This is a genomic window from Yersinia proxima (assembly GCF_902170785.1).
GTDB lineage: Bacteria > Pseudomonadota > Gammaproteobacteria > Enterobacterales > Enterobacteriaceae > Yersinia > Yersinia proxima.
Map to the genome: position 1 here is coordinate 81,497 of NZ_CABHYG010000013.1, position 26,839 is coordinate 108,335.

Here is a 26,839-nt window from a genome sequence, read left to right on the forward strand (position 1 = left end):
TTACGTATTCTCAATTGATACGTTATTATTTAGCGGGCACTTATTAATTTAATGAGTAGAGCCATAACGAAAAATAATCATGACTATTGGGAGTGATTTTATTAATTAAAATTAACGAGTTTTTATGTCTTACATCAGTGAGAGGATGTTAACAAATCAACTTATGTTTAAGTATGGGAACTCGAGTTAACCTTTGTGGGAAAAATCCTAATACAGTTAAAAATTGATTTGGGTCAATTTTGGTTGGAGTGTTTGATTTATATAGGTATTTATGATTTAGTTTTGTTTATTACAAATTATGAGTTGGAAATATCCGCAGTAAAGATTGCCTGCGGATATTTGTATATGAATTTCGTTATTGGTGAGGAATATACTCTCCGGTCAGGCTTTCAAGGAAAGCAACAATATCGTTAATATCTTGTGGTGGCAGACTAGTGCCTACCTGATATTTCAACATCATTTCAACCGCTTGATTTAGATTCTCAGCTTGAGCGTCGTGGAAATAAGGGGCTGTCAGAGCAATGTTACGCAGACCCGGTGTTTTAAAACGGTGCATATCGCGCGGGTCTTTGGTGACATTAAAACGCCCATGATCATCCGTCGTCAGTTCTTTTGGCCGGTCAGCAAAGTAATTTCCTTTTCGCCCCATTAGGTCATACGACTGCCCGCCAATATTTTTACCCACATGGCAGGTGTCGCATTTATTTTTCTGGAATAATGCCAGACCGTTTTTCTGGCTGGTGGTAAGAGCATTGGCATCGCCTTTCAAATAACGGTCAAAAGGACTATTTGGTGTGGTCAGCGTTTTCTCAAATTCTGCAATGGCATCAGTAATATTGTGTTCGGAATAGCCCTGCGGATAAACCTGAATAAATTCCTGTGTTAACTGGGCATCTTGTTGCAGTTTTCCAATGATGTCATCCCACGAGGCCGAAGCCATTTCTACCGGATTCAGTGGCGGGCCACCTGCTTGTTGCTGTAAATCAACTGCGCGACCATCCCAGAATTGATTCACATTGAATACGGCATTGAAGACTGTCGGCGCATTAATTCCGCCTTTCTGACCATCAACACCGGTTGAGGTTGCCAGATTATCGACTCCACCTTTGGTGAGCAGATGGCAGCTGGCGCAGGAGACGGTGTTATCACTGGACAACCGCGGATCGTGGAACAGGCGAGAACCGAGTGCCACTTTTTTACTGTCGACCGGCAATGCATCCGGCAGCGGTTGCAAGGTGAGATGTTGTAGGTCACTGCTGCTACTAGAAGGGAAATGTTCTGCCCGTTGTGATTTAACCCAATCGAGAATTTGGTTTCTTTCTTCAGCATTGATACCCGAAGCCCAGTGCAAAACAGCAAAACGCTGTGGTGGCATTTGTTCGCGAGCAATGGCCGATTCTATTTTTGCTAAATCTGCTTCAGGTACGGCGCGATTCTCTTTAATAGCCAATAAGGTTGGTTCCAGAGAAAAATATTGGCTACCTTGTTGAATATCATAATCCATTAGCTGTTTCACACCTGGAATAGCAGCATAAAACGGCAGTGAGGCACTGCTGGTATGGCAATAATCGCAGCCTTTTTGATAAAACAGATGACTGATTTGTTGGTCGGTTATTTTTGTATTGCTTACAGACGGGGACGACTCATTGGTTAATGGTTTTTCCTCGTTGATTAATGTGTTACTGCGGGCGTTATCTGTCATGTAGATATAACCTGCTACGCCCAGATAACCTGCAACTATTAATATACCTCCGCCAATTAGCCATTTTCTTATCACAGCAGCACTCCTTTGTTGTGTGGAAAGCGGTCGGTCGCTTTCACATTTATGGTTTTTATCCTGTTAATAACCCTATTTATTCAATGGGATTATCTCTGGGCTGTGCTGAGTGATGGTTGACCTTTATCAAGCTACTGGGGCAGCTCTGCCTATCATTGAGATAGCCTCTGTCTATTAATCGTGAGTGTGAACAATCAGAGGTACTGGGAACAGGCACAACTGGCGCTGTGCTATTGGATTTTGTGATGTCTGACACTCCTGCCCAATTTCATCGTGATGTTGCTCACAATAATTTATGCATTTGCCCAAAAAACCCTGCTTTTTTAGCCTTTTTTGCAGCCAATTTCCTAATGACTAATCTATTGTTATCTCCAATACTGTTTGTGTGAAATAACATTCCATTTTTAAAGATCTGCCGTTCTAATAATTAAGGCGGCTAATTCATTATGAAAAATAAGGGATTAGTCTTTTGCACTCACAGGGATGGCGGCCATTTAGTCAGGAAATATCAGTGAAATGACTCCTGTTCTGACTGAACCCAGATGAACTCTAAAGGTAGGTAATCAGGTGAAAATAATATCCGTAGACGTAACCATTTTTTCTTATCCAACTCGGCGCGTTTCCGATAGTGCGGGGCATTCTCATCCCGGTGAAGAATCACTGGCAAAAATGGCCATGCTGACGCTGACCACCGACGAGGGGGATTGTGGTTATGCATTTGCACCACCGGAAGTTATTCGTCCACACATCATCAATAACTTCTTTAAAAAAGTATTGATTGGGCAGGACCCATTTGATCGTGAGCGCTTGTGGAATGATCTGGTTCATTGGCAGCGGGGCAGTGCCAATCAATTAACTGACCGGGCGTTAGCCATTGCCGAACAGGCCATCTGGGATCTGTTGGGGCGTAAGTTGGGTCAGCCGGTGTATAAACTGCTGGGCGGGTATCGCGATAAAGTATTGGCCTACGGTAGCACTATGTGTGGTGATGAGTTAGCCGGTGGATTATCTACGCCAGATGAATATGCACGCTTTGCCGAGCAGTTAGTTACGCGTGGTTATAAAGGGATTAAGTTGCATACCTGGATGCCACCGGTTTCCTTTGCACCAAGTCCACAAATGGATGTTCGTGCTTGTGCCGCAGTGCGTGAAGCTGTTGGGCCAGATATCGCCCTGATGTTGGATGGTTACCATTGGTACAGTCGTAGTGACGCACTCTATATTGGTCGCGAACTGCAAAAGCTGAATTTCAGTTGGTTTGAAGAGCCAATGGAAGAACAGAGCATGGCTTCTTATTGTTGGCTGCGGGAAAACCTACAGATAGATATCATCGGGCCAGAAAGTCTGGCGGGCAAATACTTTAGCCGTGCCGACTGGGTGAAAGCCGGGGCTTGCGATATTTTACGTGCCGGCGTTCAAGGTGTGGGGGGGATTACTCCTTGTCTGAAAGTGGCTCATTTGGCGGAATCCTTTGGTATGGATTGTGAAATTCACGGTAATGGTGCGCCTAATCTGGCGGTGGTCGGAGCTATCCGTAACTGCCGCTGGTATGAGCGCGGATTGCTGCATCCATTCCTTGATTACGATGAGCCAGCGGCTTATCTCAATAGCATTATTGATCCGATGGATAGCGACGGTTATGTCTCGCTGCCGACACGAGCTGGTCTCGGCGAGGATATCAATTTCGACTATATCGAAGCCAATACCCTTAGTGTTTGAAGTCGTAGCGGTGTTAGCCACGCGCACTCACCCGAGTCACTTACTTAGGTACGCTTATCGGGGTTTGCTCGCTTGCCGCCTAACTGCGACTCTAATCACTGTGGGTATAACTCTATTGTCAGACCTATAAAAATAAGCATTCAGATCTAGCCTTTTCTTACCGGAGATGGTCCATGAACGCGATAATAACAGTACGAACACTCCTCCTTACCCTACTGATCATATTGACGTCATCTGGCGTCAGTATGGCAAAAACGCCAGATGACCAACTAATTGTTGGTATGAATATGAACAACTTGCTGTCACTCGATCCTGCAGCGATGACAGGGAATGATGCGGTTTCAATCATTGTTAATATGTATGACTCTCTGGTAGAACTTGATCCGCACACGCCCAGCAACATTCTGCCGGGCGCGGCAACCGCGTGGAAAATCAGTGATGATGGCAAGTTAATTACCTTTACTCTGCGCGATGGTATGAAGTTCCATTCCGGTAACCCAGTGACTGCACAGGACTTTGCCTGGTCAATGAACCGTCTGATGCATCTGAATCTGGCTCAAGCCACGACCTGGAAATCTTACGGTTTTACTGCTGATAACGTGGAGCAACTGATCCGTGCCAAAGATCCTCTCACGGTGGAAATTGAGCTACCTAAGCCGACTGACCCGAAACTGGTGATTTACTCACTGGCGACTTTGGGCAGTGGATCAATTCTTGATCGCGCCACTGTCATGCAACATGAGAAAAATGGTGATTGGGGCAATGGTTGGCTGACCACTAACGAGGCCGGTTCTGGCCCCTTCAAGTTAGATGTCTGGCAGGCAAAAGATGTGTTACGTATCAGTCGGGTAGATAATTATTGGCAGGGTGATGCCAAAATGAAACGGGTGATATTCCGCCATATGACAGAGTCACAGGCGCTGCGGTTAATGATTGAGAAAGGGGATATTGATATTGCCAGTGGTATGTCGGTGCCAGATATCAATGCACTAAAAAGTAATCCAGATATTCAAGTGGATGAAGTGCAGCGTGGCACCATTTATTATGTTGCCATGAGTTTAAAAGAACCGCATTTTGCCAATCCAAAGGTACGCGAAGCTGTACGTTATTTAATTGATTATGATGGGATTAATAAAACTATTATGCCGGGCTATGGGATCTTCCATCAGCGCCCGATCCAAAAAGGAATGGATGTTACGTTGCCTGACCCTGGCTATAAGCTCGATGTAGAAAAAGCTAAGGCACTGTTAGCACAAGCGGGTTATCCAGACGGTTTTACCACTACTCTACGGGTATTATCTGACCCGCCTTTTATTAATGTCGCGACTGCGGTGCAATCCACACTGGCTCAAGCCGGGATTCAAGCCAAAATTCTGACAGGTACGGGGAATCAGGTCTATGGCGCAATGCGTGATCGTCAATTCGATATGTTAGTTGGCCGTGGTGGTGGTGGCGTCGATCCGCATCCCCATTCTAGCCTGCGCTCAATTGCTTATAACCCAGATAACAGTGATGCCGCCAAGTTGACCAACTTCCAGGGCTGGCGCACCTCTTTCTACGATAAACAACTGAATGATTTGATTGATAACGCGTTAATCGAGAAAGATCCCGTTAAGCAAAAGCAAATGTACGTCGAAGTTCAGGAGCGCTATGACGCGCTGTTCCCCGCTATTTTGCCGATTTCGCAAATGGTTGATTCGGTCGTCGTACGTAAAGACATCGTCGATTATGTACCACATCCGTCAACCACGACCCGCCTGCTACAGGTGTATAAGCAGCGATAATTCACCGCACGCAACCTAAACCCTGGGCAGGGCGTCAGTAGGCTTTGCCCGTTTCGGGAGGATAGCATGAAGGTTTCAGACTGGTTTGTACCGCATGGCATTGCGCGACGTTTATCAAAGCGCTTGTTACAGGTGGCCGTAACCTTATTCGGTTTATTGATTCTCACTTTTATTATTGGTCGGGTGATGCCGATTGATCCGGTGTTGGCAATTGTGGGCCAGGACGCCGATCAAAGCACTTATCAGCAGGTTTACCTGCAACTGGGGTTGGATAAACCGTTATGGACACAGTTCTTTATTTACTTTAATTCGCTGATTCACGGTGATCTCGGCAATGCTTTGCTGACGGGACGTCCGGTAGTGGATGACATTATTCGGGTATTTCCGGCCACTATTGAGCTGGCTACCATGGCGATTTTGGTGGGGGCTGGTCTCGGTATTCCGTTAGGAGTGATGGCAGCCGCACGTCGTGGCAAGTTCGCCGATTATGTGGTGCGTTTTATCAGCCTGGCGGGCTACTCAACGCCAATTTTCTGGGTTGGGATGATGGGGCTGCTGGTCTTTTATGCCTGGCTAAACTGGGTGGGGGGGGCCGGGCGGGTGGATATGGCCTATGACGGTTTAGTCGATCGTCGTACCGGCTTATTACTAATTGATTCGGCGCTGGCGGGGGAGTGGGAAGTATTCCGCAGCGCAGTTAATCACCTGGTATTACCGGCCACTATTCTGGGATTCCATTCATTGGCCTATATCAGCCGCATGACCCGCAGCTTTATGCTGGCGCAGTTATCGCAGGAATACATTATTACTGCCAAGGTGAAAGGATTATCGGAGTTTCAAGTGCTGTGGGGCCACGCATTTCGCAATATTTTGGTGCAACTACTGACGGTTGTCGCACTGGCTTACGGCTCCTTACTGGAGGGGGCCGTATTGATTGAAACTGTCTTCTCCTGGCCCGGTTTTGGCTCTTATCTCACGGGTAGCTTATTACTTGGTGACATGAATGCGGTGATGGGCTGTGTCTTACTGGTTGGCCTGATCTTTGTTTCGCTGAATTTACTGTCTGACATGTTGTATCAGATCTTTGACCCGAGGACGAATCAATGATGCTTTCCTCTGAACCCGATAATGTCGTGGCGCGTCCTGAGATGAAAACTCAGGGTTGGAAGCGCGGTCTACGGCGGGTCGTTAGTTTCTTCCACACTTTAATGAGAAATCCGCTTACGGCTATTGGCGTCTCTATTATCGGTTTATTGCTCGTGGTGGCTTTTTTTGCGCCTTGGCTGGCGACACATGATCCCTTAGCACAAGATCTCGGTAATGCACTGCAAGCCCCCGGTAGCCAACATTGGTTTGGTACTGATGAGTTTGGCCGCGACCAATACAGCCGACTGATTTATGGTGCGCGTACCACTTTGTATATCGTGGCGTTGGTATCGGTGACTGTTGGGCCTATCGGACTATTGCTTGGAGTGGTTGCAGGTTACTTTGGTGGCAAGGTCGACAGTATCCTGATGCGTATTACTGATATTTTTATCTCGTTCCCCAGTTTGGTGCTGGCACTGGCATTCGTCGCCGCCTTAGGCCCCGGCCTGGAGCATGTGGTTATCGCTATCACCTTAACTGCCTGGCCGCCAATTGCACGTCTGGCGCGAGCTGAAACTCTCTCTTTGCGTAATGCAGACTTTGTTTCGGCCGTGAAATTGCAGGGCGCATCGCCACTGCGTATTTTATTGCGCCACATTGTGCCGCTGTGTCTGCCGTCGGTGATTATCCGCATTACCATGAATATGGCCGGGATTATTTTGACCGCTGCAGGGTTGGGCTTCCTGGGTTTAGGTGCTCAGCCACCGGATCCAGAATGGGGCGCGATGATCTCCAGTGGCCGTCGTTACATGATGGAGTGCTGGTGGTTAGTGACTATCCCTGGTCTGGCGATTTTGCTCAACAGTCTGGCGTTTAACTTCTTAGGAGATGGCCTACGTGACATTCTCGATCCCAGAACAGAATAAATCAGTGCCGTTGCTGGAAGTGGATGACCTGCGGGTCAGCTTCGTCAACGGTAAACAGGTGACCGACGCGGTACGGGGTGTTTCATTTGCGCTTGGCAAAGAGAAACTGGCGATTGTAGGGGAATCCGGCTCGGGAAAATCCACGGTAGGGCGCGCACTCCTCAAGTTGCATCCGGCCAGTGCCCAGATTCGTGCCAACACATTGCGTTTTGCTGACGTGGATTTATTGCATGCCAGTGAAGCTAAAATGCGTGAAGTGCGTGGTAAGCGGATGTCGATGATTATGCAAGACCCGAAATACTCATTAAACCCAGTGGTCTGTGTGGGTGATCAGGTGGCGGAGGCTTATCTGGCACATCATAAAGTATCGCGTCAGGAAGCGCGGGAACGGGTGTTATCAATGTTTGAAGTGGTGAGGATCCGTCAACCGCAGCGGGTATATAACTTGTATCCGCATGAAGTTTCTGGCGGCCAGGGACAAAGGATCATGATTGCCATGATGCTGATCACTGGGCCTGAAATGGTCATCGCTGATGAACCGACCTCGGCACTGGATGTCTCGGTACGGTTACAGGTGTTGGCAATGCTGGATGATTTGGTGCAAGAGCGCGGGCTGGGGCTGATTTTTATCAGTCATGATATCAATCTGGTGCGCAGCTTCTGTGATCGGGTATTAGTGATGTATGCGGGGCGGGTTGTGGAATCCATCTTGGCTTGCGATCTTGATAATGCGCAGCATCCCTACACCCGTGGCCTGCTCAATGCATTACCGGATCTCGGTAACCGCCGTGATCGTCTTCCCGTTATGATACGTGATCCGGCCTGGATGAATGGTTAAGGAGCTTGTTATGTCTGCAAATGCAATGATTGGAATCAACAACCTTAACCTTATTTTTGGCGAGGGTAGTCAGCAAAATCAGGTGCTATTTGATGTGAATCTGGCAGTTAATAACGGCGAAATATTTGGTCTGGTGGGAGAATCGGGTTCGGGTAAAACCACGGTGTTGAAATGTCTGGCCGGGTTATTTAATCACTGGACAGGGCAGTTAACATTGAACCAAATCCCTTTGGCGCATCGAATTGAGCGCGATCGTTGTCGCCATGTCCAGATGGTATTTCAAGACCCTTATGGTTCACTGCATCCGCGCCATACCATTGAATACATCCTCTCTGAACCGCTCATCATCCATGGTATCGGGGATCGCGATGCGCGGATTGACACGATTTTAGAGAAAGTAGGTTTGAATCGACTATTTCGCCAGCGCTATCCGCATCAGCTTTCCGGCGGTCAGCGCCAACGGGTGGCTATCGCACGAGCATTAATTCTCGAGCCGCGTGTTTTGCTATTAGATGAACCCACCTCGGCGCTGGATGTATCGGTACAGGCAGAAATTCTGAATCTGCTGGCTGAGTTACAACAGCGGGAGAAACTAACTTATCTGATGGTGACCCACGATTTGGGGGTTATTGCACACCTGTGTCACCGTGTTGCGGTGATGCAACATGGCCGAATACTAGAAACCTTGAATACTACAGATTTAACCACCGATTGTGAAAAAACTGCTTATACCCATATGTTGGTGGATGCCAGTCGTCAGTACAGCCGGGATTTGGCGCAGAAAGCCGCCGAAATGTCATAATATCACCGGCGCTTTCGTCAAGGGAGTGCTGGTAATTTAAAACGGTGCTGAAAGTGTTCTGCGACGTTAAAGTATGTAATGAGGGCAAACAGGCCTTACTGGGGGCCCTACTTTTTACATCCTATAACCGCAAAGGGACATGCCATGAAACAGACTAAAATTGATAAATTAATTACCGACTATCCATTGGTCAAAAATCTTATCAATCTGGAGGAAGTGACGTGGTTTAATGCGCAGGCGACCCCCCTTGAAAAGGGGCTGCCTTATGTCGGATTATCGCAGCAGGATGTTGTCGATGCCGAGGCCCGGTTGCAACGTTTTGCCCCTTATTTGTGCCAGGCATTTCCTGAAACACAGCCAACAAAGGGCATTATCGAGTCGGACATTGTGGCTATCCCTGCCATGCAGAATGTCTTGCAGCAGCGCTATGGGGTAGAGATAACCGGTCGTTTACTGCTAAAAAAAGACAGTCACTTGCCGATTTCCGGCTCCATTAAAGCCCGTGGTGGTATTTATGAAGTATTAACCCATGCGGAAAAACTGGCGCTACAGGCTGGTTTATTGCAGGAAACCGATGACTACAGCAAGTTGTTTTCCGATGATTTTCGCCAGTTCTTTAGCCAATACCGCATTGCGGTGGGGTCGACCGGTAATCTGGGGATGTCGATTGGCATCATGAGTGCCAGGTTGGGATTTAGTGTCAGTGTGCACATGTCGGCTGATGCTCGCGGGTGGAAAAAACGCAAACTGCGCGAACATGGCGTCAATGTGGTTGAGTATGCGCAGGACTATGGTGTGGCGGTGGCGCAGGGACGCAAACAGGCGGAATCTGATCCAAATTGCTTCTTTATTGATGATGAGAATTCACCCACCTTATTCTTGGGGTATTCGGTGGCGGGTGGTCGATTGAAGCAACAGTTTTCTGAGCAGCGGATAGTGGTAGATGAAAATCATCCGTTATTCGTTTATCTCCCTTGTGGTGTGGGTGGTGGCCCCGGTGGGGTGGCGTTCGGATTAAAGTTGGCCTTCGGTGACCACGTTCATTGTATCTTTGCCGAACCGACTCATTCGCCGTGCATGTTATTAGGCGTTTATACCGGTTTACATGATGATATTGCTGTACAAGACATTGGCATTGATAACATTACTGCCGCAGATGGTTTGGCCGTCGGACGGGCATCCGGCTTTGTCGGTCGGGCGATGGAGCATTTACTGGACGGTTTCTATACCTTAAGTGATGACGAAATGTATGATCTGCTCGGTTTACTTAATCGACATGAGGGTATTCGACTGGAGCCGTCAGCATTAGCGGGTATGTCAGGCCCGGCGCGAATCTGCAGCAGTGCGAACTATTTAAAACGGAATCATTTTAGCGCCGAAAAAATGCGCAATGCGACTCATCTGGTCTGGGCGACGGGCGGCGGTATGGTGCCGGTTGAAGAGATGGATAAGTACCTGGCGACGGCCAAAATTTGATTTTCTTACACTGCACAGAAAAAGCGCGAATTTGTACTTTTTCTGTGCGCCAGCCTGCTGTCGCGATTTTGTAACAGTGCTAATAATACTAGTTTATATTGAGTGCTATCATCAGCTTACGATCTTAAAAAAGCATTTTCATGCTCCCATACCTATTTTATGCTGAATTGTAGAAATCTCCCCGCTGTTAATTCATATTTTTCTTTTTCAATAAGAATTAAAACCTACTTTCTAATATAAAGTCAGATCGCTAATTTTTATTTTTATACTTTGTTTATGCTGTCTATTTTTTAGCCATATACTTAACTCTAATCATAAAGAGTTTTAATGTCATTCCCGTTAAATCGTATCTGATACGTGACATGGTTTGTTTGATTTATATAATCTACAGGTCAGAGGGATTAAATGAAAACACTTATTGTTATATTGTCACTTCTGATAACGGCTTGCGCAAGTCAAACCAGTGGAACAATCAAAGACTTTGCTATAGCGACTAACTCTTCAGCGGAAATAAACCAACAATTAATTACTGAATATAGAACTTCTGTAAAGGAAGTGCAATTCTCTCATCTGGCAAAGGCTAACCCTAATTTAAACATAGAACTCAACGGGTTTGGCCCATATATTCCTGAGTTAAGTATTCCTGTTGAGGAGGAAGTCACTCAAAAAGTAATCACGGAAAAAGCAGAGCAACTTACTGCAGTAAATAAAGCTCTTTTATTATATTCAGTTTTACTGGTTAAATTAGCGGCTGCGGGAAGTGTGGAGGACATTAATAAAGCCTCAACTAACTTTAGTACTTCGCTCACACAATTCAATAGCAGTTTGAAAACAACCTTTGCACGTCAAAATGATGTGATCGACTCAGCGCAAATTGCTGCAATATCTTCCATAATTGACACTGCGGCTGTGGCGAGTGTTGATTACTATAGAAATATAAAAATAAAACAAGTCGTCAATGATGCCAATGTAATGATAATAAATATTCATTATTTTCTGGTAAATAACCTGGCAACTCCAGGTGTTATTGGTCGGGTATATATGGCAAGAAGGCTGGCTTTTGAAAATGAAGTTAATGATTTTAATAAAACAAAACAATATACCTCGATTGAACAACGTAAAGATAAATACAACGAGTTTGAAAGAAAACAAATTGCACTTAGCGGGGAGAGTGAGCGCAACTTTACAATGGGATTGATAAAAAACTTAGATAATATTAAGGAGGCTCACCAGAAGTTAACGGATAAAGTTAATGATAATCATTTTTCAGAAGAGAATTTGATGACTTTAATAGAGCAAATTAAGATTTATGTTGATCAATATAAAAAATTCAATAGTTCATTAGAGGCTAACTGATTGAGGAAACTAACATGTCCCAACATGATGAGTTAGAATATGCATTACTTTTAGCAATGGGAAAAAACAATCTACTGATCACCAAATGGCCAGTTGATGATAAAAATGTCGTCATTAATCCAGAAAAATATTGGACGCTTGTTTCACAAAACAACCAACTCAGCACCGCACTTGTTCAGTTGGATAAAATACCTCCGGGGGATATGGATATCCTGGCAGACATTAAAAAAACATCCCAAAATATAACTAAAACTGTTAATGAAGCTATAGATAATATTAATGATGTTGCAGTTGTTATCGACAAAGCCGCTAAATTGATAAAACTTGCTGCAAAGATACTGATGTGGTTTAAATAAGTTAATAATATCTATCTCACGTGGATATAGGTGAAGAAAGTACGGTAATGAATTAGGTGACATTGTTAAATATTTAATGACCCGATTTTTAATGTCTACATTATTGGAGTGAATATGCGTAAATCACTATTATTACTATTGGGTGTCACGTATTTTATTTCATCTCCTTTGCTATATGGGCAAGATAGTCCTGATATAAAAGAACCCATAAAAAACTCAGGTATAACTTCCGGAGTAGTCAAATGTAATGGTTGTGAGTTACCTGCTGAGCCTCTGAGTGCACCTACTTTAGTTCATGTCCCAGTTCCCCCTCTATATATAGACGATAATAATATTCAGGCCAATATATTAATCAGGTTAGATAGTATGAAAAAAACTATAGATGCCCAGACTCGCGTCATTAATGAACTCAATAAAAGAATGGAAAATATTGAGTTAAAACAGAAAAATTAATATGGGGTCATGATTATGGCTAATTCATCAACGATTGATATTCTTAATTCAACTTCGCAAGAGATGAACAAAACGTTTAGTACTGGTGTGTCTGGCCAAACAGCAAGTAGTACTAAAGCGCTGTGGACTCCTGAACTCGTTATGTCATTGTCTACAGGAATATTAGTATTCACTGCATTTATTCTTGTTTTGATTACTTATATTTTGATTAAGTGTAAATTACGTGGAGGATATATTTTAAAGATGTACACCATTGTTTTAATCATTTCCTTTTCTGCCTATTTATGTGTGACTGGATATGATAATAATCAATTGGCACCAATTCTTGGTTTGTTTGGTGCTATTGCCGGGTACTTACTTGGCAAGGATGATGTCAAAAGGAATACTACCGACCAGGTCAGCCCTGCGCCTCCTCGACCTGCAGATCTTAAGCCCGACCCCATTGATCCTCCCGCTAATAATTGAGTTTCTGAATTCAAGGCTTATGTATTTTTGATTTTCTTACTCTGCACAGAAAAAGCGCAAATTTGCACTTTTTCTGTGCGCTAGCCTGCACTATCTGAATCACTTTCCTGCCCTTTCTTTATTCTGACAATTCCTGTTATTTATTCAAGTATAAAAAATATATCTTTAACTACAGTCAGTTACTGAAAGCTCCTTTCACTTATTTTATCCCTTCGCCCTCGCTGGCACATTTCATGCTTATGTCATTACATTCAAGTTACTTGAATACACTTCACACTACTTTAAATGAGGCGGCAATCATGACACGACGTAAACAGGCGATACCTCTGTGCTGGGCAATGCTGTGTGCTGCCAGCGTATTCTCTGGCGCGGTTCACAGCGCAGATTTGCTGGACAAAATTAAAGCCGATAAGACGATAACCATTGCAACTGAAGCGCGTTATGCACCTTTTGAGTCGGTAGAAAATGGCAAGATTGTGGGGTATGACGTTGATTTAATGAATCATATTTTGCAGAAAAGTCTACCGGGTGTCGAAGTTAAGCAACTTGATTTACCTTTCCAGGGCATCTTGCCCGGCCTTGATGCCAAGAAATTCGATTTTGTCGTCACCGCCGTGACGGTGAACAAACAGCGCATGGATCACTTCGCGTTTACTGTTCCGATTGCCGAATCGACTGTAGCGCTACTCAAGCGTGACAACGATAGCTCTATCAATTCGTTAGATGACTTGAGTGGCAAAGTAGTCGGCTCTCAAGCCGGTTCGGGTCAGCTCCAGGTGTTACAAGAGTTTGATAAAAAACTGAAAGCCAGCGGTAAGCCGGGCATCAAAGAAATTAAACAGTATGTCTCTTTCGACGAAGCCTATGCAGATCTGGCGAACCAGCGCCTGGATGGTGTAGCTCAATCACTCGCCAACCTTGGCCCATTGATCAAAACCCGTCCGGGCGTCTTTACCACCCTGAAACCCATGTTAGGGCCAACCACTTATTTCGGCTGGGTTGGGCGTAAAGGTGATGACAGTGCAACCTTGGTGAAGCTGTTCAGCGATGGCATCAGTGAAGCTAACCGCGACGGCACCATGAAAGCATTACAGCAAAAATGGTTCGGCTTCGTGATGGATGTTCCGGCTGATCAGATGCCAGCACCAAGTTTGTAAGAGGACTGATGATGGGGGAATTTTTCCAATTACTGCGGTCGTGGCTGCCGATGTTGATAGACGGTGCGGTGACCACTGCCTCGCTGTGCATCGTGGCTATTGTTGCCGGTTTCTTTATCGGTGTGGTGATTTACCTGATGGAAAGCGGCCACTCACGATTGGGAAGAGGGTTCGCCCGTATCTATATCAGTTTGTTTCGCGGCACGCCGGTTCTGGCTCAGGTTCTATTGTGTTTTTACCTGCCGGGGGAGTTGGGATTGTCACTTCCCGGTTATCTGGCTGCGGTGTTGGCACTCACACTCAATACCGCAGCCTATCAATCACAAATCTTACGCAGTGGTTTTAATGCTATCCCGCCGGGGCAGTTAGAAGCCGCGGCAATGTGTGGATTAAGCCCGCGCCAGACCTTGTGGCATATCCAAATTCCACAAGTGTTGCGCCTGACCCTGCCATCACTGATTTCAGAGTTAATTGATGTGATTAAGGCCTCGGCAGTGGTGTCGGTTATTGCCATCACTGACTTGATGCGGGTGGGGCAGCAATTGGCATCGGCGACCTACCGCCCATTAGAGGTGTATATCGCGATTGCGTTGTCTTATCTGGTGCTGACCAGCTTGCTGGCACTGTTAGGCAACTATGTTGAACGGCGCTGGCATAAGGAGAGCCGATGAACGATTTCTTCCTTTATCTGCCGGACTTTGCTCGCGCATTGGGTGTCACGTTGGGGATCAGCATGAGTGCGGCGATCATCGGGGCTTTTGCCGGGTTTATATTGCAGGCAGTGTGCCGTAATAGCCGTTGGTTGTTTTGGCCATGGCGCACTTATGTGTGGCTGATCCGAGGCACCCCTTATCTGGCACAACTGGCGGTGTTCTATTTCGGTTTACCCGCCATTGGCGTGACGCTAAGTGCGGTTGAGGCCACAGTGATATCGCTGGCCATTTACAGCTCTGCTTATTTTGGCGAAATCTTCCGCACCGCGTGGAAAAGCATCGGGCACGGGCAACTGGAAGCTGCACAAGTACATGATATTTCAGCGTGGAAAAGTTTTTGGCATATCCAAACGCCACAGGCATTGCGCTTTAGCTTACCGCTGCTGGGTAATCAGTTCATTTTGACCATTAAAGAGAGTGCCGTGGCATCGATTATCACGGTGCCGGAGTTGACCATGACCACTGGGCAGATAGTCGCCAATACCTATACCTATATTGTGCCTTATACCCTGTTGATCCTCAGTTATTGGCTGCTGGCGCAAGGTGTCAGTGTTGGTGTGCGCTTACTCAGCCGTCAGGCCATAGAGGGATAATATGACGAGTCACGAACCCATTATTGAATTACGCCAGTTAGGCAAATCCTTTGCGGCCAATCGGGTGTTGGCAGGAATTAATTTGACGGTCAATGCCGGTGAAATTGTCACCTTAATCGGCCCCTCAGGTTCAGGGAAAACCACCGCGCTGCGTTGCATGAATTTCCTTGAAGCCTATGACGAGGGTGAAGTCCTGATCAAGGGGCAATTACTGGGTTATAGCAGTGCAGGGCGTGAAGCAAAACACCGTGATAGCGCGGCATTAATTGCTGAAGTGCGTCGCCCACTGGCAATGGTATTCCAGCAATTCAATTTGTGGCCGCACATGACGGTGCTGGAAAATGTCTGTGCACCCTTGATTCTGGGGAAAAAACTGCCACGCGATGAAGCACGCAAAAAAGCGGCCGCAGCATTGGCTCAGGTCGGGATGTCGGATAAGGCGCAAGCTCGCCCGTCACGATTATCTGGTGGGCAGCAGCAGCGGGTGGGTATTGCCAGAGCATTGGCTCTGGAGCCGGAATTATTGCTGCTGGATGAGCCGACCTCCGCCCTTGACCCTGAGCGGGTGGAAGAGGTGCTGGATGTGATTAAGGCATTGGCAAACAACGGCATGACCATGGTGATGGTGACACATGAAATGTCGTTCGCCGCCAAAATTTCGTCCCGCGTGGTGTTTATGGCTGACGGCTCAATTGTTGAAAGTGGTGCGCCTGCGACTTTATTCCGCCAACCGCAAACTGACCGGTTGAAATCATTTCTTGCGCCGTGGTTTAAACGGCCACTGCAACTGGATGAAGCGGAGGCCGGACATGCTTAATCGCATAGGTGTTCAGGTGGCCGGTCATATCAGCCAACAGCGCCTAATGGACAAATTGGCGCAATTAGCTCGCTTTGGTGCGCTGGAGAACGGCGGCGTTAATCGACAGGCTTTATCCGTCGAAGAGCTAGATGCCCGCACTTGGCTCATTGACTGGGCCTACACATTAGGCTGCGAAGTGATGACTGATGACTGCGCAAACCTATTTATTCGCCGTGCCGGTCGTGAAGATTTGCCGCCGGTAGTGACGGGCAGCCATATTGATACTCAACCCTGCGGCGGCAATCTTGATGGCTGCTATGGCGTCATTGCCGGTATGGAGTGTTTGAGCGCTCTGGCTCAAGCCGGAGTCACCACCTTGCGCCCGATTGAAGTGGCGATTTGGATGAACGAAGAGGGCAGCCGATTCTCTCCCGGAGCCATGGGATCGAGTGTCTTTGTGCAACCGCAGCGTTTGGCAAATTATCTGAATAATCAGGATGCACAGGGCGAGACTTTAGTGCAGGCGCTGACACGCTGTCATCAGCGTTTTCCACATTTACCACGTCGTGCCACCTTGCCCCTGGCGGCTTTTGTCGAATTGCATATCGAGCAGGGGCCGGTACTGGAACAAGCCAATCAGCCGTTAGCACTGGTGCAAGGTATCCAGGGCGTGCGTTGGTATCAGGTCACCTGTCTGGGGCAATCGGCCCATGCTGGCACCACGCCGATGGCGGATCGCCAGGATGCAATGTCATTGGCTCGCCAGACAGTTCAGCAACTGGAACAACGAGCTACCGCACTGCCAGCAGATGAATTACGTCTGACTTTTGGCCGCTGGGAGATTGAGCCAAATGCCATTAATACCATTGCCGGTCGTGCCACCTTCACCCTCGATTTCCGCCATGCCAGTCCTGCGGTATTAGCGCAGTTCGATGATTGGATGCAGCAGATAGCTGCAGATAACGTGGTAGTCGAGTGCGTATTCAGTCATGCACCGGTGGCCTTCAATACACAGCTATTGGCACAACAATATGCTTGCACCCAGACATTAGAGATAGAAACCGCGACGCTGACTTCCGGTGCATTTCACGATGCGATGCATCTGGCCAGTCATTGCCCGACCAGTATGTTTTTCGTTCCCAGCCATAACGGCATCAGTCATAACCCGGCTGAATATACAGACCCTCAGTATCTGTACCTCGGCGCGAAGGCTTTAGCCTGTTGCCTGACAGAACTGGCAAATCAACCCATAGGAGTTACCCATGAGCACCCACACTTATCCTGCTTGCTGTGAAAAAGACAACGGTAGCGCGCTGGGCACTAATGCCACGTTATCCTCACCCATTTCTGTTGATGGGACGCCGGTGATTGGCGAAGTGTATACCGTTCCTGCTCGCTGTGGCCGGGCGGTGCGCTTAAAAAAAGGGCAGGTTATCCGCATTATCAACACTCCCGGCAGTCAGGTGTGTGACACCTGGTTATTTAATAGCGCCGACCTGAGTGAGTTCTCATCAATGGAACACACTCGCGCATTTATTGATAAAATCATTCCTCAGCCGGGAGATGCACTGGTCACCAATCAGCGTCGCATCATCGGCACATTGTTGACGGATACCTCACCCGGTGTGCATGACACGTTGATTGCGGCTTGTGACCTTTATCGCTATAGCAACATGGGGATCACTGAATACCATGACAGTTGTGCTGATAATATGCGCTTAGCGTTGAATGCGATCGGGCTGCGCGCGCGTGAAGTGCCACAACCCTTGAACCTGTGGATGAACACGCCCGTCAATCCGGATTACACCATTTCCTGGTTACCGACGGTGAGCAAAGCGGGCGATTATGTTGAAATCCGTGCCGAACTGGAATGCATTGTTGTGATGTCTGCTTGCCCGCAAGACATTGTGCCAATCAATGGCTGTAACCCACAGGATGTGCATTTTAGCGTCGCTGAATAAGGGTACATTGCGTTCTGTATTGATAACGTTGCCCGGCAAGGATACGCCGGGTGTTTGAGTTTCTTTGAGCAGCAGATATCAACTTATGAAAAAAAACGGCGATAACGGCGGTTTTGTTTTATCTGATTTAGGGATGCGTTTACGTCATGCCCGTGTGGCGCAGGACATTACGTTAAAGCAGCTAGCGCTCAAAGTGGGATGCTCAGAGAGTTTATTGTCGAAACTGGAAAATGAGGTAGCGTCGCCCTCGCTGGCTATGTTGCATCGGCTCGCCAGCGCTTTGGAAACCAATATTTCGGATTTGATGGCCGAAAGTTGGGTGGCAGACTCACCGGTGTTGAAACCGGAACAACGCATTCGTAAACGGTTTGTGCACCGCAACAAGAAAGGTGGCATTGCGCTGGAAAATCTGACGCATCACCACAAAGGTGGGTTGTTGCAGGGAAACATTCATATCATTGAGCCAGGTGTCGCCAGTGATGGGCAGATAGAACACCACGGTGAGGAGATGGGATACGTGCTGGAAGGGGAAATTGCCCTGTATTTAGGTGAGGAGACTTATACTCTCAGCGCAGGTGATTCCTTTTATTTCCCCAGTAATGTGCCCCACGGTTATCGCAATATTGGTGAATCAGTAGCTAAGGTGCTGTGGGTGAATACCCCGGTGACCTTTTAATTCTCCGTCATCTTTCATGTTGCAGGTGTGTTGGCTGCATTCGAACCCCCGAATCACTGACTTGAGTCAGCTCATCGGGATGCTCTTATTTGCCGCCTGCCTGCACCACGAAAGCTATAGGAGAATGGTATATGGATGTCATCTTTCATGTTGCAGGTGTGTTGGCTGTTTTCTGGTCATTAAAAAACCGCCACTGGGAAAACTCCAATGGCGGCTTGGTCTGAACTTCATAGCGGTGGCTAGCTTCTATTACCCCGCGCCGCAATAATGGCATCGGCAACATTACGTGGTGCTTCAGCGTAATGCTTGAATTCCATGGTATAAGTCGCGCGGCCTTGTGACATGGAACGCAATACTGTGGAGTAGCCGAACATTTCGGATAACGGCACTTCGGCGCGGATAATCTTCCCGCCACCGATCATCTCTTCCATCCCTTGCACCAGGCCACGACGAGAGGAAAGGTCGCCCATCACATTACCGGCATACTCTTCCGGTGTTTCGACCTCGACACTCATCACTGGCTCCAGAATCACCGGTGAGGCGCGTTTGGCGGCTTCTTTGAAACCAAAGATGGCGGCCATTTTAAACGCCAATTCTGATGAATCGACTTCGTGATAGGAACCGAACGTCAGAGTGACCTTCACATCCACCACCGGATAACCGGCCAAAACCCCGGTATTGGTGGCTTCGAGCACACCTTTTTCGACCGCTCCGATAAACTCACGCGGCACCACACCGCCTTTAGTGGCATCGACAAAAGCAACACCGCTACCCGGCTCCTGGGGTTCGAGGGTAAAGACCACGTGGCCATATTGCCCTTTACCACCAGACTGACGGACAAATTTACCGTCTACATCGGTCACTGTCTTACGTACTGTTTCGCGGTAAGTCACCTGCGGTTTGCCGATATTGGCTTCCACACCGAACTCACGTTTCATGCGGTCAACAATGATTTCCAGATGCAGCTCACCCATACCGGAGATAATAGTCTGGCCAGACTCTTCATCAGTACGGATACGGAATGACGGATCCTCTGATGCCAGCCGTTGCAGTGCGATACCCATTTTCTCCTGATCCGCCTTGGTCTTCGGTTCAATGGCTTGCGAAATAACCGGCTCAGGGAACTCCATGCGCACCAACGTAATCACTGCATCCGGGTCGCACAGGGTTTCCCCGGTGGTCACATCCTTCAACCCCACACAAGCCGCGATATCACCAGCACGGATCTCATCCACTTCAATCCGATTATTGGCATGCATCTGAACAATACGGCCAATGCGCTCTTTCTTACCGCGAATTGGGTTGTAAACACTGTCACCTTTGCTCAGTACGCCGGAATAGACGCGCACGAAAGTCAGCTGGCCAACATACGGGTCGGTCATTAATTTGAACGCCAGCGCCGAGAATTTTTCATTATCATCGGCTTTACGGCTGACTTCATTTCCGTCTTCATCGGTGCCACTGACCGGCGGTATATCCACGGGTGATGGCATCAATTCAACCACCGCATCCAACATGCGCTGCACACCTTTGTTCTTAAAGGCGCTGCCGCACAGCATGGGCTGGATTTCACCAGCAATGGTCCGAATACGCAGGCCTTGGGTGATTTCATCCACCGTCAGGTCACCGGTTTCCAGATATTCTGTCATCAGCGCTTCAGAGGCTTCAGCCGCCTCGGAGACCATTTTCTCGCGCCACTCATTGGCTGTCGCCAGCAAGTTTTCTGGAATTGGCTCATAGCTAAATGTCATGCCTTGAGACTCTTCATCCCAGATAATGGCACGCATAAGTCGTAAATCCACCACACCAGTAAAGTGTTCTTCACTGCCGATCGGAATCACAATGGGCACTGGATTAGCTTTCAGACGATCAATCATCATCTGACGTACGCGGAAAAAATCAGCGCCGGGGCGATCCATTTTATTAACGAATGCCAGACGTGGAACCCGGTATTTATTGGCCTGCCGCCAGACGGTTTCGGATTGTGGCTGCACACCACCGACCGCGTCATACACCATGACCGCACCATCAAGCACCCGCATAGAACGTTCCACCTCAATGGTGAAATCCACGTGCCCGGGGGTGTCGATAATATTGATACGGTGCTCGGGTAAGGTTCTGTCCATACCTTTCCAAAAGCAGGTCACGGCAGCTGATGTAATGGTAATGCCACGTTCCTGCTCCTGTGCCATCCAGTCAGTTGTCGCGCCACCATCATGCACTTCACCCAGCTTATGACTGACGCCGGTGTAGAACAAAATGCGCTCGGTAGTGGTCGTTTTACCAGCGTCGATGTGGGCGGATATACCGATGTTGCGATAGCGCTCGATAGGAGTTTTACGTGCCATATTAAGTCCTTAAATGATAATGGCAATTTCGGGGTGGGCGGTTTGATGCCCTACCGGGAAGTTGTTGGTTTAAGTTCAGCATTGCTGCTAATGATCACATGATCGCCACTAGTATAGTCCCATTGTTCGAATATACACGTACAATTTAATTATTTGTTCTGAAACTATGCAATAATAGCGAGGAGCGATGACTGATGGGGCTTCCATCACTGCGTTAGAATTATTAGTAGGGTCAAAATGGAGTATAGGCTATATTGCCGCCCGCTAAGGGCCGTTTGATTTGGCCGAACCTGATGGTTTAGCGGGGGATTTCCCTGCTGACTGTCACTTATTAATAGGAACACTATGATTGCAAATCACCCTGAGCGTGAGCAGATCCGTTTGGAAAATGTGCTGACGGCTTTAGGTAATCCGCTGCGGTTGGCTGTGGTACGCCGACTGGCAGCAGGGGGCGAACATGCATGTGGCACTTTGGTGCACGGGCTATCTAAATCGACCTTAACCCATCATTGGCGAGTACTGCGCGAAAGTGGTGTTATCTGGCAACGACCATGCGGGCGTGAGAGTTTGTTATCACTGCGACGTGATGATATTGATGCCCGCTTCCCCGGCTTGTTGGATGTGCTACTAAGTGCCGTCGAGAATGATGCGACCACTGATGAGTCAACGGCAAAACATCTGCCGGGGGAGTGAGTGCGGAGTTGCCAGCAAGAGCTTTGAATCGGTAAAAAAAGAGAGTAATGTAGCACTAGGTGCTATAGCTAAGGTAACAGGATGTGGCCTGATGCGTGTATTTAAAACTAAGTGGTTTGCCAAGACAGCTAAATCTCATGCAATAAAAGATAGCGAGTTATGCCGGGTTATTGAGGGTGTTTTACAAGGAAAAGTAGATGATCTTGGTGGTGGGGTTTATAAGAAACGCCTTAATCTGAATCGTGATCGCGCAATTATTTTGGCAAAAGGTGGGAATCATTGGTTCTATACCTTCCTTTATGCCAAACAGGACATGGCGAACATTGATGAGCGTGAGCTGGCTGGATTCCGCGAATTAGCCAAGCATTATGCTGGCCTTGCAGATGTAAAAATTATGGCGCTAATTCAACATAAAGAACTTGTGGAGATTTGTCATGACTGCAAAAAATAAATTCAAGAGTCCTGCATTTGAAGCTATTCATAGTGCAGCTTCTGGATTGTTCAATGTTGATGCAATCCCACAGGAAACCATGCGTAATTTTGATAAAGCCTGTATTGAAAGTGTAAATAACCTACAACCGCTTGAAATTAAAAAACTACGTGAAAGGCTTAATATTAGCCAACCGGTTTTCGCGCGCTACCTCAATACCAGTGTTTCAACGGTTCAGAAGTGGGAGTCGGGGGTAAAACGCCCTAGCGGTTTATCACTGAAATTGCTGAATGTGGTACAAAAACATGGCTTGAAAGTATTAATGTGAATTAAATACCCTTTTATATCATGATTTAAAGATATAAATTAATTGCACCATCCTTGGTGCTCTTAGAGATAATAATTAAATCTCTTGGGCGTGAGCTAAAACAAAATCTTCAGCTGCTTTTGACCACAACCCGTCAGTTTTACGCAAAATAGCCTGTAGCTCTTGTAATAACGGTGAATCTTGCTCGTGACTCATTAGTTCACTTAATGACGTCAGCGGCATATTTTTGCCGGTGTAAACCAACTTCTTGCCACCGATAATTTGCGGTAAATTCAATGTAGTATCTGCGGCGTCATTTAGACCAAGAATATGAGATACCACTTTTCCGGCATTCACTTTCTTCGCTTCAATTAACTTCACGGCTTCTCTCATGTCGTCAGTATTGCCACCCGAGGTACCAACATAATGGGTAAAGGAGTAATGGATATCGTAGAAATTAACCGATGCCATAAAATTCTTATCCTGTGGGCCGGCAAAGAAATTAAAGCAGCCATCGGGTGCTAATAGGCTTGAAGCTAGTGTGACCAATTCAGCGGAAGGGACGAACACAAAGATATCGTCATAACCTTTCCCCTCGGTCAGGGCCATTAAACGTTCAAACTGATCATCAGTTTGTTTGGTATTGAGATAATGCACTTGTGTCTGTGGTTCACTCGGATACAAGCGGGCTGCATAATCCAGCTTTTGCTGGTGGCGGTCTGTAACAACCAATAATTGCGGATTAATTGGCCCGTGCAGTGCGTAATCAATGGCTAATAATCCCATTGGGCCGGTACCGCCAAGAATCAACACATTACCGCCAGATTTGATTCCCATTTTATGCTGATAAGTGCCGGGAACCAGATGGTAATTGGCATTAAATGCACCGATAACGCAAGAAAGTGGCTCTACCAATGAACCTTCAAAATAACTTTCACCTTCATACGGCAGCAAGCAATCTTGTTCCATCACTTCGTTGGGAATAACCACATGGGTGGCTTCACCGCCAACATAGGGGAAAGAATATCCGGGGCAATCTGGGCGGTCGGGTAATTGTAAATTAGCCTGAATTACATAACGGCTACCGGGTTTGAATTTGTGCTGCCATTTCTTACCAACTTGTAGAATATCGCCGCAAAATTCATGACCAATAATAATGGGATTTTCTGCCACGTTATCCGGTACTTTTTTATGGTCAGCGCCCAAATTGGCTTCTTTCCACGAAGAGAGGCAAATACTGTCGGTTACCACTGTTGCCAGAATTTCATCGTCGCCTATTTCTGGTAAATCAAAACTTTCCAGACGCAGGTCATTTTTACCATATAAACGCAGTGCTTTAGTTTTCATGTGGAACCACCTCAATTATCTTTTAAATATAAAAACAACAGATCGAATAAAAAAACTCCCCGGCATTAATTAGGAAAGAATGCCAAGCCATGAGCCTACAATTCCGAGGCCAAACAGGGAGAAGATGAGCCAGATAGGGTTAATTTTGCGTTTAAGCAAACGCATCATTAATAGAGTAAGACCCAAAGCTAATAAACCAGGGCACAACTGATCGAGAATGTTTTGTACGGTCATGGTTACCGTCGTGCCGTCATGACCCGGTGTTTTTGATATCACCAGCGGCACATTGATACTGGTCCATTTGGTGACCAATACCCCCATGATAAACAAGCCCAGAATCGAGGCACCCTCGGTCAGTTTTTGCAGTACATTTCCGCCAAGATCTTTGACGATATTGATACCCTTGGTGAAACCGTATTGCAGGCCGAACCATTTCAGGGCCAGGCGCACTGAGTTGAAGGACAAGAAGAAGAGAATTGGCCCTAGCACATTACCGTTCAGTGCCAGCGAGGCTCCCAAGGCGGCTGTGATGGGGCGCAAAGTGCCCCAAATCAGTGGGTCACCAACCCCGGCCAGCGGCCCCATCAGCCCAACTTTCAAGCTATTGATCGCCCCCTCATCAATGTCCGCGCCGTTGGCTCGTGCTTCTTCCATGGCGGCGGTGACACCGATAACTGGCCCGCAGACCGCCGGTGTGGTGTTGAAGAACACTAAATGGCGTTTCAATGCGGCAATTTGGTCTTCTTTCAGCGGATATAAGCGCTTGATTGCGGGCACCATGTCATAGCAGAAACCCAGGCCGTGAATACGTTCATAGTTAAAAGAGGCCTGTTGCAAGTTGCTGCGTAAAAACATTTTAAACAGATCAGACCGGGTTAATCGTTTGTTTAATGTGGTCATGTCGGCGTCTCCTAATCTTCTAATTCATCAAGTTTGGCTTGGTTGGCTTGCGCTACAGGCGCTGCCGGTTTCTGATAAAGCGGGTTTAACTGGATATACAGCAAGGCAATGATTAGACCGATACCGCCGAAGGCGAGCAGGCTGAACCCGAGGTAACCGCCGACAATAAAACCGAGGAAGAAGAAGGGCATAAGATATTTCACGCCCATCATGTTGAGCACCATGGCGTAACCGACGACGACGATAAACCCGCCGGCAATTTGCAACCCATGAGTCACCACAGTTGGAATCGCGTTAAGCATATGGCTAACGGTATCGGCACTCACAAAGATGGAGACGATTAATACCGGAATGGCGACCCGCATGGCCTGAACCAGCAATGCCGACACATGCATAAAATCAATCATAGCGAAATTGGCTTTTTCAGCAGCCCGATCGGCGGCGTGTTGGAACGCCACGGTGATGGTACGGGCAAAGACCGTCAGTACCTGACCTGCTGCGGCTACTGGCAGAGCAATAGCAATCCCGGTGGCAATATTTTGATGGCCGACAATGACCAGAATGGTCGAGATAATACTGGCGAGCGCGGAGTCAGGAGACTGGGCTGCACCGACATTCATCCAACCAAGGGCAATTAACTCCAGCGTACCGCCGAGGATAACGCCGGTGGTCATATCACCCAGAATCAGCCCGGTAATAGTGCAGGCAATTAATGGCCGGTGAGTTTGGAATTCATCCAGCACGCTGCCGATACCGGCAATGCATGAGAAAATAAATATTAAGATTATTTGTAGTAAACTTATTTCCATGGTGGGCCCCTTTAGACAATACAACGCCTTCCCATGACAGCGATAGTCGTGGGTTGTAACTAAATAGTTGTATTGCCCAGATTAAGTAATCGGATTTAAATATTTAATAAAACCTGGGTTATTACTTATATTTCAAGTGAAGTTTCGTTATTTAGACTCCAGCTCGCGTAATTTTTTAATCACATCCACATCGGGATCGGAGGTGACTACCCGTAAATCTAAATGAACGCCACGCTCTGCTAATGCATAAAAAGCGTTAATGTCATTTTGATCAACTGATACCGCTTTGGTTAATTGTGTTTTCCCATGTTTAAAGGCCATGCCGCCAATATTAATAACACCAATTTTTACGCCCTGATCCACCAATCGTAAAACATCTGTTGGATTGGTAAATAAATAGAAAACAGTATCATTGATATAATTCGGGTTGTGATAAACGGCTACTGCCTTTTCAATATTAACGACATTCACTTTTATCCCCGGCGGTGCTGCCTGTTTTAATAATGTTTTCCGAATTTCATCGTTATAAACGTCGTCGCTACAAATAATAATACGCCCGGCTTTAGCTTCTTTGGCCCAAACCGTGGTGACCTGACCATGAATCAGCCGGTCGTCAATTCTTGCCAGATTGATTTTCATATAAAGTCGGCCTCTTCTTCTTCTTCGTTATTTTGTTGGTGACGGAATGACTGCACGCACTGTGTGCCAATGTCGAGCAAATAGTCTGTCAGCTCTTCTGCCGCCATCACTTGCTGGTTATCGGCAATTTCCAGTGCTAATGGTAGAGATAATCCACTGATAACCTGAATACGACTATCACTGAATGCCAGACGCGCGGCGGCGTTATAAGGGCTGCCACCTTGTAAATCGACGGCAATTAGCCAGGAGTCATGTTGATTCTTTGCTATGACATCCTGCATTTTTTTCACTAAATTTTCGGCATTCTCACCCCGGTTAAACAGCAGCGGGGTAATATTCTGTGTTTCGCCATACACCATATTGACGGAATTGAGCATTGAAACCGCTAAGTCACCGTGAGCACAAAAAATGACGTTAACCATTATGCCT

Annotated in this window: 28 protein-coding genes; 21 read left to right on the forward strand and 7 right to left on the reverse strand. The window is 47.1% G+C overall.

Annotated features, from left to right (window positions below):
* Positions 1 to 355 precede the first annotated feature (355 nt).
* The gene (locus tag FTB31_RS11360) at positions 356 to 1,777 is read right to left on the reverse strand and encodes a cytochrome c peroxidase (protein ID WP_227731390.1); all 1,422 of its coding nucleotides are present in this window, start codon (positions 1,775 to 1,777) and stop codon (positions 356 to 358) included.
* Between the two features lie 567 nt (positions 1,778 to 2,344).
* Between FTB31_RS11360 and FTB31_RS11365 the strand changes: the two genes are divergently transcribed.
* The 18 genes from FTB31_RS11365 (at position 2,345) to FTB31_RS11450 (ending at position 18,937) form a co-directional block, all read left to right on the forward strand.
* Positions 2,345 to 3,496 (forward strand): mandelate racemase family protein, encoded by a 1,152-nt coding sequence (locus FTB31_RS11365; RefSeq protein WP_227731391.1) that lies wholly within the window; start codon positions 2,345 to 2,347, stop codon positions 3,494 to 3,496.
* Between the two features lie 245 nt (positions 3,497 to 3,741).
* A complete protein-coding gene (locus tag FTB31_RS11370; RefSeq protein WP_139343655.1) occupies positions 3,742 to 5,280 on the forward strand; it encodes an ABC transporter substrate-binding protein in 1,539 nt (512 codons plus the stop codon).
* Positions 5,281 to 5,346: 66 nt separating this feature from the next.
* Entirely contained in the window at positions 5,347 to 6,387 is a 1,041-nt protein-coding gene (locus FTB31_RS11375) for an ABC transporter permease (RefSeq protein ID WP_050076014.1), read from the forward strand.
* 41 nt (positions 6,388 to 6,428) lie between these two features.
* On the forward strand, positions 6,429 to 7,292 hold the full coding sequence (locus tag FTB31_RS11380) for an ABC transporter permease (protein WP_077174325.1): 864 nt from the start codon (positions 6,429 to 6,431) through the stop codon (positions 7,290 to 7,292).
* Positions 7,255 to 8,130: an ABC transporter ATP-binding protein gene (locus FTB31_RS11385; RefSeq protein ID WP_072081680.1), complete on the forward strand. Its 876-nt coding sequence runs from the start codon at positions 7,255 to 7,257 to the stop codon at positions 8,128 to 8,130. The genes FTB31_RS11380 and FTB31_RS11385 overlap by 38 nt, the downstream gene beginning before the upstream one ends.
* Before the next feature lie 25 nt (positions 8,131 to 8,155).
* Positions 8,156 to 8,932, forward strand: coding sequence for an ABC transporter ATP-binding protein (locus FTB31_RS11390; protein ID WP_050076144.1), 777 nt, complete (start codon positions 8,156 to 8,158; stop codon positions 8,930 to 8,932).
* 144 nt (positions 8,933 to 9,076) lie between these two features.
* Entirely contained in the window at positions 9,077 to 10,408 is a 1,332-nt protein-coding gene (locus FTB31_RS11395; protein ID WP_227731392.1) for a D-serine ammonia-lyase, read from the forward strand.
* Between the two features lie 405 nt (positions 10,409 to 10,813).
* Positions 10,814 to 11,764 (forward strand): hypothetical protein, encoded by a 951-nt coding sequence (locus tag FTB31_RS11400; protein WP_077174175.1) that lies wholly within the window; start codon positions 10,814 to 10,816, stop codon positions 11,762 to 11,764.
* A gap of 14 nt (positions 11,765 to 11,778) precedes the next feature.
* Positions 11,779 to 12,120, forward strand: a complete 342-nt coding sequence (locus FTB31_RS11405; RefSeq protein ID WP_050076020.1) for a hypothetical protein — start codon at positions 11,779 to 11,781, stop codon at positions 12,118 to 12,120.
* 114 nt (positions 12,121 to 12,234) lie between these two features.
* Entirely contained in the window at positions 12,235 to 12,573 is a 339-nt protein-coding gene (locus FTB31_RS11410) for a hypothetical protein (RefSeq protein ID WP_050076022.1), read from the forward strand.
* A 15-nt stretch (positions 12,574 to 12,588) separates the two neighbouring features.
* Positions 12,589 to 13,038 (forward strand): hypothetical protein, encoded by a 450-nt coding sequence (locus tag FTB31_RS11415; RefSeq protein WP_050076023.1) that lies wholly within the window; start codon positions 12,589 to 12,591, stop codon positions 13,036 to 13,038.
* A gap of 299 nt (positions 13,039 to 13,337) precedes the next feature.
* Complete coding sequence (locus tag FTB31_RS11420) at positions 13,338 to 14,195, forward strand: transporter substrate-binding domain-containing protein (protein ID WP_019080411.1); 858 nt, start codon at positions 13,338 to 13,340, stop codon at positions 14,193 to 14,195.
* A gap of 8 nt (positions 14,196 to 14,203) precedes the next feature.
* Positions 14,204 to 14,866, forward strand: a complete 663-nt coding sequence (locus FTB31_RS11425) for an amino acid ABC transporter permease (protein WP_050076026.1) — start codon at positions 14,204 to 14,206, stop codon at positions 14,864 to 14,866.
* Positions 14,863 to 15,501, forward strand: coding sequence for an amino acid ABC transporter permease (locus FTB31_RS11430; RefSeq protein WP_019083905.1), 639 nt, complete (start codon positions 14,863 to 14,865; stop codon positions 15,499 to 15,501). The genes FTB31_RS11425 and FTB31_RS11430 overlap by 4 nt, the downstream gene beginning before the upstream one ends.
* Before the next feature lies 1 nt (position 15,502).
* On the forward strand, positions 15,503 to 16,318 hold the full coding sequence (locus FTB31_RS11435) for an amino acid ABC transporter ATP-binding protein (protein WP_050076030.1): 816 nt from the start codon (positions 15,503 to 15,505) through the stop codon (positions 16,316 to 16,318).
* Entirely contained in the window at positions 16,311 to 17,594 is a 1,284-nt protein-coding gene (locus FTB31_RS11440) for a M20 family metallo-hydrolase (protein ID WP_050076032.1), read from the forward strand. Before FTB31_RS11435 ends, FTB31_RS11440 begins: the two co-directional genes overlap by 8 nt.
* Positions 17,563 to 18,261 carry a DUF1989 domain-containing protein gene (locus FTB31_RS11445; protein ID WP_050076034.1) on the forward strand — a complete coding sequence of 233 codons (699 nt, stop codon included), beginning with the start codon at positions 17,563 to 17,565 and terminating at the stop codon, positions 18,259 to 18,261. Before FTB31_RS11440 ends, FTB31_RS11445 begins: the two co-directional genes overlap by 32 nt.
* A gap of 85 nt (positions 18,262 to 18,346) precedes the next feature.
* Positions 18,347 to 18,937: a cupin domain-containing protein gene (locus FTB31_RS11450; RefSeq protein ID WP_077174171.1), complete on the forward strand. Its 591-nt coding sequence runs from the start codon at positions 18,347 to 18,349 to the stop codon at positions 18,935 to 18,937.
* A gap of 239 nt (positions 18,938 to 19,176) precedes the next feature.
* Here the strand turns inward: FTB31_RS11450 and fusA are convergent, their stop codons facing one another.
* On the reverse strand, positions 19,177 to 21,285 hold the full coding sequence (gene fusA, locus FTB31_RS11455; protein ID WP_050076037.1) for an elongation factor G: 2,109 nt from the start codon (positions 21,283 to 21,285) through the stop codon (positions 19,177 to 19,179).
* A 345-nt stretch (positions 21,286 to 21,630) separates the two neighbouring features.
* Between fusA and FTB31_RS11460 the strand changes: the two genes are divergently transcribed.
* From FTB31_RS11460 to FTB31_RS11470, 3 genes are all read left to right on the forward strand, one after another.
* A complete protein-coding gene (locus FTB31_RS11460; RefSeq protein ID WP_005167372.1) occupies positions 21,631 to 21,978 on the forward strand; it encodes an ArsR/SmtB family transcription factor in 348 nt (115 codons plus the stop codon).
* 91 nt (positions 21,979 to 22,069) lie between these two features.
* Positions 22,070 to 22,429, forward strand: a complete 360-nt coding sequence (locus FTB31_RS11465) for a type II toxin-antitoxin system RelE/ParE family toxin (protein ID WP_227728776.1) — start codon at positions 22,070 to 22,072, stop codon at positions 22,427 to 22,429.
* A complete protein-coding gene (locus tag FTB31_RS11470; protein ID WP_227728766.1) occupies positions 22,413 to 22,736 on the forward strand; it encodes a helix-turn-helix domain-containing protein in 324 nt (107 codons plus the stop codon). The genes FTB31_RS11465 and FTB31_RS11470 overlap by 17 nt, the downstream gene beginning before the upstream one ends.
* 75 nt (positions 22,737 to 22,811) lie before the next feature.
* Here FTB31_RS11470 and FTB31_RS11475 read toward each other — a convergent pair whose 3' ends face one another.
* The 5 genes from FTB31_RS11475 to FTB31_RS11495 form a co-directional block, all read right to left on the reverse strand.
* Positions 22,812 to 24,062: a zinc-binding dehydrogenase gene (locus FTB31_RS11475; RefSeq protein WP_227728765.1), complete on the reverse strand. Its 1,251-nt coding sequence runs from the start codon at positions 24,060 to 24,062 to the stop codon at positions 22,812 to 22,814.
* Positions 24,063 to 24,131: 69 nt separating this feature from the next.
* Positions 24,132 to 24,962, reverse strand: a complete 831-nt coding sequence (locus FTB31_RS11480; protein ID WP_011815634.1) for a PTS system mannose/fructose/sorbose family transporter subunit IID — start codon at positions 24,960 to 24,962, stop codon at positions 24,132 to 24,134.
* Positions 24,963 to 24,973: 11 nt separating this feature from the next.
* A complete protein-coding gene (locus FTB31_RS11485; protein ID WP_050076043.1) occupies positions 24,974 to 25,771 on the reverse strand; it encodes a PTS mannose/fructose/sorbose transporter subunit IIC in 798 nt (265 codons plus the stop codon).
* Positions 25,772 to 25,918: 147 nt separating this feature from the next.
* Entirely contained in the window at positions 25,919 to 26,410 is a 492-nt protein-coding gene (locus tag FTB31_RS11490) for a mannose/fructose/sorbose PTS transporter subunit IIB (RefSeq protein WP_050076045.1), read from the reverse strand.
* Positions 26,407 to 26,832 carry a PTS sugar transporter subunit IIA gene (locus tag FTB31_RS11495; protein WP_077293246.1) on the reverse strand — a complete coding sequence of 142 codons (426 nt, stop codon included), beginning with the start codon at positions 26,830 to 26,832 and terminating at the stop codon, positions 26,407 to 26,409. Before FTB31_RS11495 ends, FTB31_RS11490 begins: the two co-directional genes overlap by 4 nt.
* Positions 26,833 to 26,839 lie beyond the last annotated feature (7 nt).

Bases quoted from the DNA above. Each gene is read 5' to 3' on its own strand.
- FTB31_RS11385 (WP_072081680.1), top strand. From the start codon at position 7,255: ATGGCCTACGTGACATTCTCGATCCCAGAACAGAATAAATCAGTGCCG.
- FTB31_RS11380 (WP_077174325.1), top strand. From the start codon at position 6,429: ATGAAAACTCAGGGTTGGAAGCGCGGTCTACGGCGGGTCGTTAGTTTC.
- FTB31_RS11460 (WP_005167372.1), top strand. From the start codon at position 21,631: ATGATTGCAAATCACCCTGAGCGTGAGCAGATCCGTTTGGAAAATGTG.
- FTB31_RS11495 (WP_077293246.1), bottom strand. From the start codon at position 26,832: ATGGTTAACGTCATTTTTTGTGCTCACGGTGACTTAGCGGTTTCAATG.
- FTB31_RS11475 (WP_227728765.1), bottom strand. From the start codon at position 24,062: ATGAAAACTAAAGCACTGCGTTTATATGGTAAAAATGACCTGCGTCTG.
- FTB31_RS11485 (WP_050076043.1), bottom strand. From the start codon at position 25,771: ATGGAAATAAGTTTACTACAAATAATCTTAATATTTATTTTCTCATGC.
- FTB31_RS11395 (WP_227731392.1), top strand. From the start codon at position 9,077: ATGAAACAGACTAAAATTGATAAATTAATTACCGACTATCCATTGGTC.
- FTB31_RS11415 (WP_050076023.1), top strand. From the start codon at position 12,589: ATGGCTAATTCATCAACGATTGATATTCTTAATTCAACTTCGCAAGAG.
- FTB31_RS11425 (WP_050076026.1), top strand. From the start codon at position 14,204: ATGATGGGGGAATTTTTCCAATTACTGCGGTCGTGGCTGCCGATGTTG.
- FTB31_RS11440 (WP_050076032.1), top strand. From the start codon at position 16,311: ATGCTTAATCGCATAGGTGTTCAGGTGGCCGGTCATATCAGCCAACAG.
- FTB31_RS11390 (WP_050076144.1), top strand. From the start codon at position 8,156: ATGATTGGAATCAACAACCTTAACCTTATTTTTGGCGAGGGTAGTCAG.
- FTB31_RS11405 (WP_050076020.1), top strand. From the start codon at position 11,779: ATGTCCCAACATGATGAGTTAGAATATGCATTACTTTTAGCAATGGGA.
- FTB31_RS11370 (WP_139343655.1), top strand. From the start codon at position 3,742: ATGGCAAAAACGCCAGATGACCAACTAATTGTTGGTATGAATATGAAC.
- fusA (WP_050076037.1), bottom strand. From the start codon at position 21,285: ATGGCACGTAAAACTCCTATCGAGCGCTATCGCAACATCGGTATATCC.
- FTB31_RS11445 (WP_050076034.1), top strand. From the start codon at position 17,563: ATGAGCACCCACACTTATCCTGCTTGCTGTGAAAAAGACAACGGTAGC.
- FTB31_RS11375 (WP_050076014.1), top strand. From the start codon at position 5,347: ATGAAGGTTTCAGACTGGTTTGTACCGCATGGCATTGCGCGACGTTTA.
- FTB31_RS11480 (WP_011815634.1), bottom strand. From the start codon at position 24,962: ATGACCACATTAAACAAACGATTAACCCGGTCTGATCTGTTTAAAATG.
- FTB31_RS11420 (WP_019080411.1), top strand. From the start codon at position 13,338: ATGACACGACGTAAACAGGCGATACCTCTGTGCTGGGCAATGCTGTGT.
- FTB31_RS11410 (WP_050076022.1), top strand. From the start codon at position 12,235: ATGCGTAAATCACTATTATTACTATTGGGTGTCACGTATTTTATTTCA.
- FTB31_RS11490 (WP_050076045.1), bottom strand. From the start codon at position 26,410: ATGAAAATCAATCTGGCAAGAATTGACGACCGGCTGATTCATGGTCAG.
- FTB31_RS11465 (WP_227728776.1), top strand. From the start codon at position 22,070: ATGCGTGTATTTAAAACTAAGTGGTTTGCCAAGACAGCTAAATCTCAT.
- FTB31_RS11470 (WP_227728766.1), top strand. From the start codon at position 22,413: ATGACTGCAAAAAATAAATTCAAGAGTCCTGCATTTGAAGCTATTCAT.
- FTB31_RS11400 (WP_077174175.1), top strand. From the start codon at position 10,814: ATGAAAACACTTATTGTTATATTGTCACTTCTGATAACGGCTTGCGCA.
- FTB31_RS11430 (WP_019083905.1), top strand. From the start codon at position 14,863: ATGAACGATTTCTTCCTTTATCTGCCGGACTTTGCTCGCGCATTGGGT.
- FTB31_RS11450 (WP_077174171.1), top strand. From the start codon at position 18,347: ATGAAAAAAAACGGCGATAACGGCGGTTTTGTTTTATCTGATTTAGGG.
- FTB31_RS11435 (WP_050076030.1), top strand. From the start codon at position 15,503: ATGACGAGTCACGAACCCATTATTGAATTACGCCAGTTAGGCAAATCC.